At 63.6% G+C, this 13,654-nt stretch carries 14 protein-coding genes and 1 riboswitch; of the genes, 10 read left to right on the top strand and 4 right to left on the bottom strand.

Translation table 11 applies throughout. The annotated features are described in order from the left end of the window. Position 1 precedes the first annotated feature (1 nt). Both M622_RS37990 and M622_RS37985 read left to right on the top strand, forming a co-directional pair. Positions 2-2,080: a copper-transporting P-type ATPase gene (locus tag M622_RS37990; protein ID WP_217995347.1), complete on the top strand. Its 2,079-nt coding sequence runs from the start codon at positions 2-4 to the stop codon at positions 2,078-2,080. A gap of 82 nt (positions 2,081-2,162) precedes the next feature. Next, entirely contained in the window at positions 2,163-3,380 is a 1,218-nt protein-coding gene (locus M622_RS37985) for an MFS transporter (RefSeq protein WP_245543112.1), read from the top strand. Here M622_RS37985 and M622_RS37980 read toward each other — a convergent pair. Beyond that, positions 3,357-4,730 carry a phospholipase D-like domain-containing protein gene (locus M622_RS37980; RefSeq protein ID WP_217995346.1) on the bottom strand — a complete coding sequence of 458 codons (1,374 nt, stop codon included), beginning with the start codon at positions 4,728-4,730 and terminating at the stop codon, positions 3,357-3,359. The genes M622_RS37985 and M622_RS37980 overlap by 24 nt on opposite strands. A gap of 17 nt (positions 4,731-4,747) precedes the next feature. Further along, entirely contained in the window at positions 4,748-5,317 is a 570-nt protein-coding gene (locus M622_RS37975) for a DedA family protein (RefSeq protein WP_031347563.1), read from the bottom strand. A 297-nt stretch (positions 5,318-5,614) separates the two neighbouring features. Between M622_RS37975 and M622_RS37970 the strand changes: the two genes are divergently transcribed. The 6 genes from M622_RS37970 (at position 5,615) to M622_RS37945 (ending at position 10,772) form a co-directional block, all read left to right on the top strand. Next, positions 5,615-6,358 (top strand): COG4705 family protein, encoded by a 744-nt coding sequence (locus tag M622_RS37970; protein WP_245543111.1) that lies wholly within the window; start codon positions 5,615-5,617, stop codon positions 6,356-6,358. Positions 6,359-6,496: 138 nt separating this feature from the next. Next, entirely contained in the window at positions 6,497-7,159 is a 663-nt protein-coding gene (locus tag M622_RS37965; protein ID WP_021250965.1) for a response regulator transcription factor, read from the top strand. Continuing rightward, positions 7,135-8,514, top strand: coding sequence for an ATP-binding protein (locus tag M622_RS37960; protein ID WP_021250964.1), 1,380 nt, complete (start codon positions 7,135-7,137; stop codon positions 8,512-8,514). Before M622_RS37965 ends, M622_RS37960 begins: the two co-directional genes overlap by 25 nt. A gap of 168 nt (positions 8,515-8,682) precedes the next feature. Then, positions 8,683-8,858, top strand: a riboswitch (yybP-ykoY riboswitch). A gap of 7 nt (positions 8,859-8,865) precedes the next feature. Further along, positions 8,866-9,441 (top strand): TMEM165/GDT1 family protein, encoded by a 576-nt coding sequence (locus M622_RS37955; RefSeq protein ID WP_021250963.1) that lies wholly within the window; start codon positions 8,866-8,868, stop codon positions 9,439-9,441. A 6-nt stretch (positions 9,442-9,447) separates the two neighbouring features. Next, the gene (locus M622_RS39510; RefSeq protein ID WP_021250962.1) at positions 9,448-10,218 is read left to right on the top strand and encodes a phosphatase PAP2 family protein; all 771 of its coding nucleotides are present in this window, start codon (positions 9,448-9,450) and stop codon (positions 10,216-10,218) included. Positions 10,219-10,334: 116 nt separating this feature from the next. Beyond that, a complete protein-coding gene (locus M622_RS37945; protein WP_021250961.1) occupies positions 10,335-10,772 on the top strand; it encodes a GFA family protein in 438 nt (145 codons plus the stop codon). A gap of 95 nt (positions 10,773-10,867) precedes the next feature. Here M622_RS37945 and M622_RS37940 read toward each other — a convergent pair whose 3' ends face one another. Further along, positions 10,868-11,404 (bottom strand): sigma-70 family RNA polymerase sigma factor, encoded by a 537-nt coding sequence (locus M622_RS37940; RefSeq protein WP_031347559.1) that lies wholly within the window; start codon positions 11,402-11,404, stop codon positions 10,868-10,870. 49 nt (positions 11,405-11,453) lie between these two features. Further along, entirely contained in the window at positions 11,454-11,855 is a 402-nt protein-coding gene (arsC, locus tag M622_RS37935) for an arsenate reductase (glutaredoxin) (protein ID WP_021250959.1), read from the bottom strand. Between the two features lie 260 nt (positions 11,856-12,115). Between arsC and M622_RS37930 the strand changes: the two genes are divergently transcribed. Next, positions 12,116-13,183 (top strand): permease, encoded by a 1,068-nt coding sequence (locus M622_RS37930; protein ID WP_021250958.1) that lies wholly within the window; start codon positions 12,116-12,118, stop codon positions 13,181-13,183. A 12-nt stretch (positions 13,184-13,195) separates the two neighbouring features. Next, the gene (locus M622_RS37925; protein ID WP_021250957.1) at positions 13,196-13,426 is read left to right on the top strand and encodes a thioredoxin family protein; all 231 of its coding nucleotides are present in this window, start codon (positions 13,196-13,198) and stop codon (positions 13,424-13,426) included. Positions 13,427-13,654: the final 228 nt, after the last annotated feature.

Below are 13,654 nucleotides of genomic sequence, written 5' to 3'. Positions count from 1 at the left end.
GATGCATCCGGAAGTGCAGCAGATCGGCCCTGGCACCTGCCCGAAATGCGGCATGGCGCTCGAGCCGATGATGGTCAGCCTTGAGAACGAGGAAAACCCCGAGCTCATCGACTTCCGCCGCCGCTTCTGGTGGACGCTGCCGATGACGATGATCGTGACGGCGATTGCGATGTCCGGCGGCTTCTTCGATCCGATGCTGGGCGCAGCGCGCCCCTGGGTCGAGCTGGTGCTGACGACACCGGTCGTGCTGTGGTCGGGCTGGCCGTTCTTCGTGCGTTGTGTGCAGTCGATCCGTAACGCGAGCCCCAACATGTGGACCTTGATCGGCCTGGGCACGGGCGCCGCCTACAGCTATAGCGTGGTCGCCACCGTCGCCCCGCAGGTGTTTCCGCCCTCGTTTCGCACGGGCGCGCACGTCGCGGTGTATTTCGAAGCGGCGGCGGTCATCATCACCCTGACCCTGTTTGGCCAGCTGATGGAGCTCAAGGCGCGCGCACAGACCAGCGCGGCGATGAAGGCCTTGCTGAGCCTCGCGCCCAAGACCGCCCGTCGCATTCGCGCAGATGGCAGCGAAGAGGATATTCCGCTCAACCACGTCCATGAGGACGACCGCCTGCGCGTTCGTCCCGGCGAGAAAGTGCCGGTCGATGGCGTGGTCGCCGAAGGCGAAAGCGCGGTCGATGAATCCATGCTCACGGGCGAATCGATGCCGGTCCACAAACGGCCCGGCGACAAGGTGATCGGCGCCACGCTCAACACCAGCGGTGCGCTGATCATGGTCGCGGAAAAGATCGGCGCGCAGACCATGCTGTCACAGATCGTGCACATGGTTGCCCAAGCCCAGCGTTCGCGCGCGCCCATGCAGCGCGTGGCAGATGTGGTCGCGGGCTGGTTCGTCATCGTCGTCGTCCTCGTCGCGGTCGTGACCTTTCTCACATGGGGTTTCTTCGGGCCGCAGCCGAGCTGGGCCTACGCCCTCATCAACGCAGTGGCGGTGCTGATCATCGCCTGCCCCTGCGCGCTCGGTCTGGCCACGCCGATGTCCGTGATGGTGGCGACCGGAATGGCTGCGAGTCACGGGGTGCTGTTTCGTGATGCAGCCGCAATCGAGTCACTGCGCAAGGTCGACACCCTGATCGTCGACAAGACCGGCACCCTCACCGAGGGCCGCCCCCACTTCCATAGCGTGGTGGCCGCTGCGGACTGGACCGAGGCTGAGGTGCTGCGCATTGCAGCAAGCCTCGATCAAGGCAGCGAGCACCCGCTCGCCCAGGCCATCGTCACCGAGGCGCGTGAGCGCGAGCTCGAACTCAGCACGCCGGAGAACTTCGAGTCCTCGTCCGGAATCGGGGTGCGTGGCAGCGTTGACAGCCGTCGCGTGACATTGGGAAACACCGCTCTGATGGACGACGACAAGATCGACTGGAGTGCGCTCGCCGAGCGCGCCGAAGCCTTGCGTCAAGAGGGTGCGAGCGTGATGCATCTCGCCGTCGACGGCGTTCTTGTCGGCCTGATCGCGGTAGCCGATCCGATCAAGGCGTCGACCCAGGAAGCGCTCGACTCGCTGCGGGAAAGCGGCCTGCGCATCATCATGGCCACCGGCGACGGCCTCACCACGGCGCGCGCGGTTGGCGCCCGCCTGGGCATCGATGAGGTCCACGGCGAAGTGAAGCCCGCCGACAAGCATGAACTTGTCGGCAAGCTGCAGGCGGAGGGCCGCATCGTCGCCATGGCCGGCGATGGCATCAACGATGCGCCGGCGCTGGCGCGCTCGAATGTCGGCATTGCCATGGGCACGGGCACCGACGTGGCGATGAGCAGTGCGCATCTGACCCTGGTCAAGGGCGACCTGCGCGGCATTGCCACCGCACGCAACATCTCGCTCGCAACCGTACGCAACATGAACCAGAACCTGAGCTTTGCCTTCCTTTACAATGCCTTGGGCGTGCCGATCGCGGCCGGCGTGCTCTACCCCGCTTTCGGCCTGCTGCTGTCGCCGATGATCGCGGCGGTGGCGATGAGCTTCAGCTCGGTGTCGGTGGTGGGTAATGCCTTGCGCTTGAGCAAGGCGAAGGTTTGACTGTTTGCTGCGACTGATCGACACGGACTCCGACTTGTTGGCACGGCTTCGCCACCGTCACAAATGTGAATGAGCTCAGACCGTGACCACGAAACCACCCGCAGAAAGCGCACCCGCAGGGCTGAGGCAGATACCCGCCGGGGTATGGACGCTCGGCTTCGTCAGCATGCTGATGGATCTATCGTCGGAGATGATCCACAGCCTGCTGCCGCTGTTCATGTTCACGGCACTGGGTGCCAGTGCCTTCACCATCGGCTTGATCGAAGGGCTGGCCGAAGCCACCGCCTTGATCGTCAAGGTCTTCTCGGGCGCGCTGAGCGACTTTCTGGGCAAGCGCAAGGGGCTGGCGGTGTTCGGTTACGCGCTCGGTGCGCTCAGCAAGCCGCTGTTTGCCGTCGCTCCCGTCCTCGGCATTGTGGTGAGCGCAAGGCTGCTTGATCGGCTCGGCAAAGGCATCCGTGGTGCGCCCCGCGATGCGATGGTCGCCGACATGACCCCCTCGCACCTGCGCGGCGCCGCCTTCGGACTGCGCCAGTCACTGGATACGGTGGGCGCTTTCCTCGGCCCCTTGCTGGCGGTGGGCCTGATGCTGCTGTGGGCCAATGATTTTCGCGCCGTGTTCTGGGTCGCGGCGGTTCCGGCCCTGATTGCAGTCGCCCTGCTCGCCTTTGGCTTGCGCGAACCAGACCGGCCACGCGCCGAAAAACGTCAGAACCCCATCTCTGGCGAAAACCTGCGCCGCCTTGGCACCTCGTACTGGTGGGTGGTCGGCGTGGGCGCGGTGTTTACGCTGGCGAGGTTCAGCGAGGCCTTCCTGGTTCTGCTCGCGCAACAAAGGGGCGTGCCGATCGCCCTGGTGCCGCTCGTCATGGTGGCGATGAATATGATCTACGCGCTCTCGGCCTACCCCTTCGGCAAACTCTCGGACCGCATGAGTCACCGCAGTTTGCTGGCCCTAGGGCTGGGCGTGCTCATCGTGGCCGATCTCGTGCTGGCCATGGCCGGTCACTGGAGCACTGTGCTGGCCGGGGTTGCGCTCTGGGGCTTGCATATGGGCATCACCCAGGGCCTGCTGGCGACCATGGTGGCCAACACCGCCCCTGCCGATCTGCGCGGCACGGCCTATGGCTTCTTCAATCTCATGAGCGGCATCGTCATGCTGCTGGCGAGTGGGGTCGCCGGCCTGTTGTGGGACCGGCTCGGGGCCTCATCCACCTTCTACGCCGGGGCGCTGTTCTGCCTGCTTGCGCTCCTTGTCCTGGCATCAGCGCGCAGCCTAGAGTTGGAACCCAAGCCATAGCAGCATGCCCTCGGCAAGGTCGCGCATCAGCCCGGGTGGCTGGCCGACGTATCGACGCGCAGGGCCGCATTCCTGTGCAAACCAGCGGGCGAAGTCCTGCACGTCGGCTTTGCCATGAAAAGCCAGCATGAGTTCATAGTTCAGAAAAAGACTTCGGCTATCCAGATTTGCGGACCCTGCGAGCGCCAGCGTGTCGTCGATCAACGCCAGCTTGCCGTGCATCATGTCCGGCGCCAACCAGATGCGCCCGCCGGCCTGCTCCAGCGAACGCAGCGCGCGGTTGCGGGCAAAATCAGATAGCCGATGGTTTGATCGCGCGGGCAGCAGCAAGTTGACTTCGACCCCCCGCTTCGCAGCCATGCACAAAGCCATCGACAGGGCCGAATCGGGAACGAAGTAAGGCGTCGCCAGGGCGATGCGCCGACGAGCCCGATAGGCCGCGGTGACCAGCAGCGCGTGGATCGTATCATCTCGCTCATCGGGCCCGGAAGCCACGACTTGCGCAGCGGCAGCACCGTCACCAGCCAAGGGCTTCGCGCCGTGCCGTATGACTGTGCGCCCGGTGGCAAAAGCCCAGTCACGCTCGAACAGCTCACTGGCCTGCGCAACGACAGGGCCACGCAGGTCGAAGCTCAGATCTCGCCACGGCGGCTCGCCATCCTTGCCCTCGAAGTATTCCGCCGCCAGATTGCGACCCCCGCACCACAGCCGTGCCGCGCCCTCGGGAAAATCGACGATCAGCAGTTTGCGATGGTCGCGCAGGTTGAAGCGACCCTTCAATGGCGAATGCAGCGGCGGCACGAACAGCGCAAACTCTCCGCCCGCGCTGGCAAGCCGTTTCAGATTCGGCCGACCTGCCATCCAGCGCCCCATCCCGTCAAGCAGCAGACGAACGCGGACGCCAGCGCGTGCCTTTTCGCTCAAGCGATCGATGACGCAGTCGCCGAGCGGATCACGTCCCAGGATGAAAGTACATATCTCGATCGAGCGGTTGGCCGAATTGATCGTATCGATCAATGCCCGGCATGCGGCATGGCCGTCCATATGCACATGCAGATCATGGAACGCGACCGGCGCGGGCTGGCCGAGCGCCGCAATGGTCTCCACGGCCCACGCGTCTTTCCGTGTGCTCGCGAGTGAGGGGGCGGGTGCGCCATCAGGGGGGCGCGACAGTTTTCTTGAACCGAACAGGGCGAATGCAGGAAGGGCAAGATAAGGCACCAGGGCGATGAACAGAATCCACGCGATCGCCGCGGAAGGATGGCGTCGCTGATGCATGACATGTGATGTGATCACATAGAAGAGCAATGCGATCACGGTGACCAATGCGTGCAGCGTGAGCCAGTGCACGGGAAATGAATCAGCCATCAGTCCACACGGTCAATATTTGCGGTCGCGCGGCGCCGATGCCATAGCCAGATCCCGACTCCGGCGACCAGGATTGCAAGCAGCAAGACCTCCTCGATCTTCTTGATGTCGGTGAGAATGGCTTCCAGGGCTGCGCCGAAGAACCAACCGACGCCGGCGATGATCACCGCCCACAGCGCAGCGCCGATCACATTGAAGAGTGCGAAGCGGCCCATGGACATGCGACTCGACCCCAGGATCGCCGGGCCGGCAATGCGCAACCCGTAGATGAACCGCAGCGACAGGATGAACAGCACGTCGTAGCGCGCCAGCAGACGGAACACCTTTTCCTTGCGCTGCGCGAGGGCGGGAAAGCGGGCAAACAAGGCCTCGCCGCGCCAGCGCCCCAGCATGAATGCGAGCTGGTCGCCGAGGGTGCCGCCGGCCATTGCCACCACCACCACCAGCGGCCAGTCGAGCAGACCACGGTGGGCCGCGTATCCCGCAGCAATCAGGATCGTTTCGCCTTCGAGCAGCGTGCCGATGAAAACTGCGAAATAGCCATAGGACGCAACCAGTGCACTGATCATTCTATTGTCCGGGGCGGCGCCGGTGACCGGGCCGATATGGAAGTGCCGTCGAATCCACAGCAGCGCATCGCCGTTGCCATGCCGCAGCTTTGCCTGAGCGCGACCGCCACCGGTCAGCGCCGTCGTGAAGCATAGCACCGGGCAAAAACAATGCCGCAGCGATGGATTGATGGGTGTTTTTACACGTGTGCTGCGCGCTCAGTTTCAGCTAAGTCTGGCTGCGTACTCTTTGAATCACGCAAGCCATGTCTTCGGGAGAACATCATGAATGCCCTGTCACGCGAAGATGCACACCGCATGCTCAACAAGGTTCCGGAAGTCACACTGTTCTTCTGGATCATCAAGATCATGGCCACCACGGTCGGTGAAACGGCCGCCGACTTTCTCAACGTGAATCTCAATTTCGGCCTGACCGGCACCTCTGCGGTGATGGGAGGGCTGTTGCTCGTCGCGCTGCTGGCACAGCTCAGATCGAGAAAATACATTCCCTCGATCTACTGGGTCGCGGTCGTTCTGATCAGTGTGTTCGGCACGCTCGTCACCGACAACATGGTCGACAACTTCGGCGTCTCCCTGAACACCACCACCGCCCTCTTCAGCGTCGCCCTGCTGGCGACCTTCGGGCTGTGGTACGCGAGCGAAAAGACGCTCTCGATCCACACCATTTTCACCACCCGGCGCGAACTGTTTTATTGGGCTGCCATCCTGTTCACCTTTGCGCTCGGCACCGCCGCCGGTGATCTTGCCGCCGAGGGCTTGCAACTGGGTTACACCGTCTCGGCGCTGATGTTCGGCGCAATGATCGGCGCGGTGACGATCGGGTATTACGTATTGCGCCTCAATGCCGTGCCGGCCTTCTGGATTGCCTATATCCTGACCCGACCGTTCGGCGCCTCGTTCGGCGACCTGCTCTCGCAACCGGTGGCCAATGGTGGGCTCGGCCTGGGTACAGTCGTCACCAGTGCCATCTTCCTACTCACCATCCTCGGCCTCGTCGCCTACCTCACGGCGACCGAACGTCGAGTCGCCGGCGGCGCCTGATCGACACAAGGTGGGTTTCAATCCGCGTTCCGTCGATAAGTTTTCGATGGCATCTGTCGCCGCGACCCTGGCGTTCTGGCACGTTGGAGTTTGCCGGGCGCCCGGGGGTACTCTGAAGCGTTTCACGGAGAGAGTCCGATGCGAGTCCTGCTGGTCGAAGACGATCGAATGATTGGCGAAGCCGTGGAAGCGGCGTTGGTGGACGCCGCCTACGCTCCCGATTGGGTACGCGACGGGCAGTCGGCGATCGAAGCCGTCGCCGCTCAAACCTACGACATCGTGCTGCTCGATCTGGGTCTGCCAAAGACAGACGGAATTCAGGTTTTGCGCACCATTCGTGGGCGCAACAATGCCGTGCCGGTGCTCATCATCACCGCACGCGACGCCGTCGAGAGTCGCATTCAGGGGCTCGATCTGGGCGCCGACGACTATGTTCTGAAGCCCTTCGAGATGGCCGAGTTGCTGGCACGCATGCGTGCGGTAGCCCGACGCAAGGGCGGCGTCGCCGGTCCGCTGCTGTGCAATGAGGTGCTGTCGCTGGATGTCTGCGCAAGAACCGTTGCGCTCGACGGCCAGGAGATTCACCTGTCGGCGCGCGAATTCGCCCTGCTGCATGCGCTGATGATCCGCCCGGGGGCAATCCTGTCGCGCGGCGAACTGGAGGATCGCATGTATGGATGGGGCAGCGAGGTGGAAAGCAACGCCGTCGAATTCATCATCCACGCGCTGCGCAAGAAACTCGGCAACGACGCAATAAAGAACGTGAGGGGCGTGGGATGGCTGGTGCCCAAAACCCGCTGAGGCAGTCGCTGCAGTTCAGGCTTTCGGCATGGGTCAGCGCCCTCTTGCTGGGGGTGGCGGTGGTCGCCGGCGCGTTCTCCTTCATCACCGCGTTTGAAGAAGCGAACGAACTTCAGGACGACACGCTACGGCAGATCGCCGCCCTCATCGACCGCAATCACTTGCCGGTCACCACTGCATCCGAACAGTTGCCCGAATTTGCTTCCGATTCGGACGTGCAAGTGGTGGTGCAGATGCTGCCCAACGTGCGCGAACAAACGCCGCGCTCGTCCGCAACGCCACTGCGGCTCCCTGCCGAACTGCCCGACGGGCTGCAGACGGTGATGGTCGAGGATGAATCCTGGCGCCTCTTCGTCACCACCCTGGCTGCCGACAGGCGCTTTGTCGTCGGCCAACAAACGGCGGTACGCGACGAAACTGCGCGCGACGGCGCTTTGCGTACGCTGATGCCGTTTGTCATCCTGATTCCCATCTTGCTGGTGGTGCTGCGCGACGTCATCCGCCGCATGCTCAAACCGATGCGCGATCTCGCCACCGAACTGGACGGGCGAAGCGATCAGGATCTCGGCGCGCTCGGCGCAACGGGTCTGCCGACCGAGGTTCGCCCCTTCGTCGTCGCCATCAACCGCATGTTGATGCGGGTCGAGCAGTCCGTCAGCCAACAGCGCCGCTTCCTCGCCGACGCGGCGCATGAACTGCGCTCACCGCTCACCGCGCTCTCGCTGCAGGCCGAACGGCTGGCCGGTACGCTGATGTCCGACGCGGCGGGCGAGCGCCTCGCGGCGCTGCGCCAGGGGATTCGCCGTGCGCGACTGCTACTCGATCAGCTCCTCACCTTGGCGCGAGTGCAGGACGCGCCAAGCGCGGCGGCCACGCCGGTGTCGGTCCTCGGCGTGTTCCGCCAGGTCATCGAAGAACTGCATCCGCAAGCCACGGCAAAGTCCATCGACATCGGGGTCACCAGCGAAGAGGACGTGAGCATCGCGCTCACCGAATTCGATCTGCAGACGCTGGTGCGCAATCTCGTCGACAACGCAATCAAATACACGCCCGTGAGGGGGCGGGTCGACCTTGCGGTCGGCGTCGATGTCGGCGTCAGTGTACGCGAGGTGGTGGTGCAGGTCAGCGACAGCGGACCCGGCATTGCGCCGGAAGCGCGTGCGCGCGTGTTCGAGCCGTTTCACCGCCTGTTGGGAAATGACGAGATCGGCTCCGGCCTCGGGCTCTCGATCGTCAAGGCGATCGCCGATCGCTGCGGCGCTACGGTGGCGCTGGACTATACGGACGTCGCGCGCTCAACGGGATTGCGGGTAACGCTCACCTTCAGCAGGCCAGTCGAGCTTGACTCGACATGACGGGTGTCGCGCGTCCAAGTGCTTGAATTGCCGCAGTGAAGTATGGAGCGCCAAAAGCACCATTACGCTCGCCACTCAGGGTGTGCCTCCGGGCACCGGGCGTCCGTGTTTTTCGTGCCGCGCAAAAGTCGATGCGCTTTGACCACGCTCGCCGGTTCGACTAGACTGCGCGCCGTCATTGGGGAGTAGCCGCCCTCCGGCGTTCGGGAGGGGTGCGTGTCAACATGCTCGGTCGAAAGATCGTGGTGCGCACGGGTTTCAGATCTGGCAAGACCTTTGACCCTGCCGCCGCCATTCATGGCCGGGGAGGCGCAGGGTCATCGGTATGGACCGGCCTGGAACCAGAATCGAATGGATGCCTTCCTCGTCTCCACCGCCATCGTCGCCCTCGCCGAGATCGGCGATAAGACCCAACTGCTCGCTTTCATCCTCGCCGCCAAGTTTCGCCGACCATGGCCGATCGTGGCGGGCATCCTGATCGCGACCCTGCTCAACCACGCATTTGCCGCAGCGCTCGGCACCTGGTTGACTTCCTTGATGGCGCCACAGACCCTGCGCTGGGTGCTCGCCCTGTCCTTCATCGCGATGGCGGTCTGGACGCTGATTCCCGACAAACTCGACGAAGACGATGCGAAGCTGCCGCGCTTCGGTGTGTTTGGTGCCACCCTGATCGCCTTCTTTTTCGCCGAAATGGGTGACAAGACTCAGATCGCTACGCTCGCGCTGGCGGCGCAATATCAGGCGCTGGTCGTGGTGGTGGCGGGAACCACGCTCGGCATGATGATCGCCAACGTGCCGGCGGTGCTGCTCGGTGACCGCATTGCGACACGAATGCCGGTCAAGTTGGTGCACGCCATTGCGGCAAGCATTTTTCTCGGGCTGGGTATCGCGACCTTCTCGGGTGCCGGAGCAGCGTTCGGCTTGTAGGGACAAATGATCGACACGCTTGCCACTTTCATCCTGCCGTCCATTGAGGATTTCCATCTGCGCGCTTACTGGCAGGACATCATCGCGCTGGACCATGCAGTGGCCCAGTTCATCGCCGCCTTTCGCGAGCCGCCGGTCCTTCCTGCATTGCTCTGGATCACCAGTCTGGGCGAGCCGCGGGTGGTCGGCGCCCTGCTCCTTGTGGCATGCCTCGTGCTCTGGCTCACGCAGCGCAAATACGCGATCGCAGGTTTGCTGGCATCAAGCCTGGGGGCGGCGGTTTTCGTCACCCTGGGCAAGCTGGCCTTTCAGCGCCCCCGCCCGCTCGAAGCGGTCCTGATCGAAGCGTCCTACTCCTTCCCCAGCGGCCACGCCACCATCGCCGTCGCCTTCTACGGCTTCCTGGGCTATGTGCTGATCCGATGCACGGCCCGGCGGGCGCTGCGTATCACGCTGCTGGTCGCGAGCGGCGTGCTCGTCCTCGCCATGGGCCTGAGCCGCATCGGGCTCGGCGTGCACTACCTGAGCGATGTATGGGCGGGCTACCTGCTCGGAACGCTTTGCCTGCTCGTGGGCATCGCCCTGAATGAATGGCTGAGCGCGCGCGGCAGAATCGTATGGAATGGCACGACCACAGCGCGCCGAAGGACGGTGGCGTTTGCGCTGGTGTTTGCTGCGGTCGTCGGCGTCCTCATCCACGCATCCACCCGCAGCCTGGCTACCGATGCTCACCCTGGCCGCTTGGGGAAAACACCGAGCTTTCTTCTTCGCGCCTGAGGCCCATAATCAGCCAAGGACTTGGGCGTTTCATTGTTCAGCGCAAGCCTTCCGGTGTGGCCAATGCAGACCAGCCGGGCATGACGGTCCATCATAAAAAAACCAAGGAGAGAGAGATGACTGCAAACACGACGGGCGGCTGCGAACATGTACACACGCGCCTGCATGCCGGCCCCATCGACAATCACACCTGCCACTGTTCGGTGTGCAAACGCGTCACCGGCCAGGACACGACCCATGTGGTGTTCTACAGGCATGCGGACGTCGAGGTCGACAACCCCGCGGGCCTGAAACGTCAGCCCTTCAATGATCAGAACCCGAACGGCCCGCTGGAGCTGTGCACCTGTGCCAAGTGCGGCACCCCGATCATGCTCGACGACAAGGAGCGACGCATCCGGGTGATCGTCCCCAATCTCATGGGCCTAGACGCAGCGGCGCTGTCACCGACCTACCACGCGTTCTACGATCCCGCGACCGGCGCACCCAAGCCCAGCGACGGCCTTCCGGTCTACGCCGGACTACGCCCCGACTTCGTCTGGCCTCAGCCTGCCTGACCTCAGCCGGTCTGACCCGCGCTTCAGTATCCATACATCGACCCGAACAGGCCCCCGCCGCATTGCGGTTCGGGCCTGTTTTTCATCTTGCGCGCTTACACCCTTGCCCGCGGCGTAAAGCAACAGCGCCTGCCCTCATCATCAAACCGTACCTGACAGGCTTCGATCAGCTGCGCGCGTAATCTTTGGCGGGCGCGTTGAATACGCGACTTTGCGGCGGGCAGTGAGAGGGCCTTGATCCGGGCGAACTGGGCCTGGGTCATGCTGCCAAGGTCGCACAGCTCGATCACTTCGCGGTCCGCCTGGGCGAGCTCGGACAGCACGCGTGGCAGGCAGTCCACCAGGCCGTCGGCGATGTCGAGCTCGGGCTCGGGCGTTGGCAGATCATCAGGGACAGGGCGGGTGTCGCGCTTGCGGCGCAGTTGGTCGTGCACCAGATTGCGCGCCACCTCGAACAACCACGCACGCGGATTTTCGATTTCACAAAAAGCGCGGTCCTTGAGCAAGGCCTTCAGGAACAGATCCTGGAGCAAGTCGTCGGCGCTGACGCCTTCGGGCGCGCGGTGGCGCAGGAAGGCGTGAAGTTCGCGCTCGCAGGCTTGCCAGGCGCTCATCAGGCAGGGTGGATTCATCGCCTGTCGGCCATTCGTTCAGCACAGCCGCAGGCCCAAAACCCGCGCTTCATATCGACGCCTTGTCGCCCGCGCTGGCGAGGGCGTCGCGCTGGGCCTGGGACAGGATCTCCAGCAAGGTCTCGGGCGGCCGGCACAGACGGGTGCCGAGCGGCGTGACCACGATCGGGCGGTTGATCAGGATCGGATGCGCCATCATGGCGTCGATGAGCGCTTCGTCGCTCGTGTTGGGGTCGCCCAGGCCAAGCTCAGCAAACAGCGCCTCTTTCGCACGCATGATCCCGCGCACCCCAAGGCCGGCGGCCTTGATCAGCTCGATGAGCTGCGCGCGGCTGGGCGGGGTCTTGAGGTATTCGATGACGAGCGGTTCGGCGCCGCTGCTGCGGATCAGCGCCAGGGTGTTACGCGAAGTGCCGCAGCGCGGGTTGTGGTGAATCGTGATGTCGCTCATGGCTTGTTTCCTTGTTGAAGACGCCCTGCCTGTCGGCGGCAGTCAGCCAGGGACGAATTATCGGGTAATAATTCGACGAAGGTACGCGAACGTAGGCCCTGGCCACGCACGCCAGGCCGACAAGCGCCACCACCCAAGACCGCGGCACAATGGTTTTTTCGCTCCAGGCTGCATCCTTTTGCCTCCTGCTACGTCTCCCTGAGTGAGTCGTCGTACAGCTTCAAGCGGCCAAGCACTGAACCCTGCAAGCGGAGCACGCAATGAGCAGCACACCCCCTTCCACTCCCAGCTTCCAGCCTTCTTCACCCCGCCTCGGGCGCTGGGCGGCGACGATCCTGGTCGCGGCCGCCGCATGGGTGGCTGCCTACACCCACCTGACCGATTTTGCCGATGTGTTCGTCGGCCTGCTGGGGCTGGCACGGGGCACGCACGCGGCCGAAGCCGTGCATTTCTTCATCTACGACACGCCCAAGGTGTTGCTGCTGCTGGTAGCGGTGGTCTTCATCATGGGCGTGGTGCATACCTTTTTCACGCCCGAGCGCACACGCAGCCTGCTTGCCGGGCACGCAGCCATCTTCAACTACCTGCTCGCCGCCTTGCTGGGCGCGGTGACGCCGTTCTGCTCGTGTTCGGCGGTGCCGCTTTTCATCGGTTTTCTGTCGGCAGGCGTACCGCTGGGCATCACCCTCACCTTTCTCATCGCCGCGCCCATGATCGACCAGATTGCGGTGGTCATGCTCGCGGCGATGTTCGGCTGGAAGATCGCCGCGCTCTACTTTGCCTTTGGTATCGTGGTGGCCATGCTTGCCGGGCTCATCCTCACGCGCATGAAGCTCGAGCGCCATCTGGAAGACTGGGTGCTCAACATCCAGCGCGGCGCGGCCGCCACCAACATCTCGCAGACGCGCCCGAGCTGGCCCGATCGCTTCGACGCCGCCTGGGCCAGCGTGAAGGAGATCGTTGGCCGGGTGTGGCCGTATGTGATGGTCGGCATCGCCATCGGCGCCGGCATCCACGGCTATGTGCCGGCCGAGTTCATGGCCCAGATCATGGGCAAGGAGGCGTGGTGGGCGGTGCCGGCCAGCGTCGGCATTGGCGTGCCGATGTACACCAACACCGCGGGCGTCATCCCCATCGTCGAAGCCTTGTACGGCAAGGGCGCGGCCATGGGCACCTTGCTGGCCTTCATGATGAGCGTGGTCGCCCTGTCACTGCCGGAGATGATCATCCTGCGCAAGGCGCTCAAGCTCAAGCTGATCGCGATCTATGTTTCCATCGTCGCCACCGGCATCATCCTGGTCGGCTACATCTTCAACCTGATTCTCTGAGGAAGGCACAGCATGAAAAACATCAAGGTTCTGGGCTCGGGCTGCGCAAACTGCCGCAACACCATCCGCCTCATCGAAGAAGTCGCCGCCGCCAATGGCGCGCAAATCATGCTTGAAAAGGTCGAAGACCTGCAGCAGATCATGACTTACGGCATCATGGCCACGCCCGGCGTCGTCGTCGATGGCACCGTGGTGCACGCGGGCGGCATGCCGGCGCGCAGCAAGGTCGAGAGCTGGTTCTGAACCGGCCCGCATCGGCAGGCGCCACCGTAGGTCAGAGCAGGTCTGCAGCTGCCGCGTTCAGCAGCACCCAAAAGGCTTGTCGGAAAACTTTACACTCGCGCTCTTCCAGGCTCGTCTTGCGATACAAAACAAATCAAAATCAATGACTTGAAAAACTGGCATCGATATTGCTTTAGTCTGCACAGCGACTACCTACACGTTGCGACGAAGTTAAACCCGCACTCTGGC

Source organism: Thauera terpenica 58Eu, assembly GCF_000443165.1.
In the GTDB taxonomy this organism is placed as follows: Bacteria; Pseudomonadota; Gammaproteobacteria; order Burkholderiales; family Rhodocyclaceae; genus Thauera; species Thauera terpenica.
Note: the sequence above shows the minus strand (reverse complement) of the source record. Positions and strands in the feature narration are given on the sequence as shown.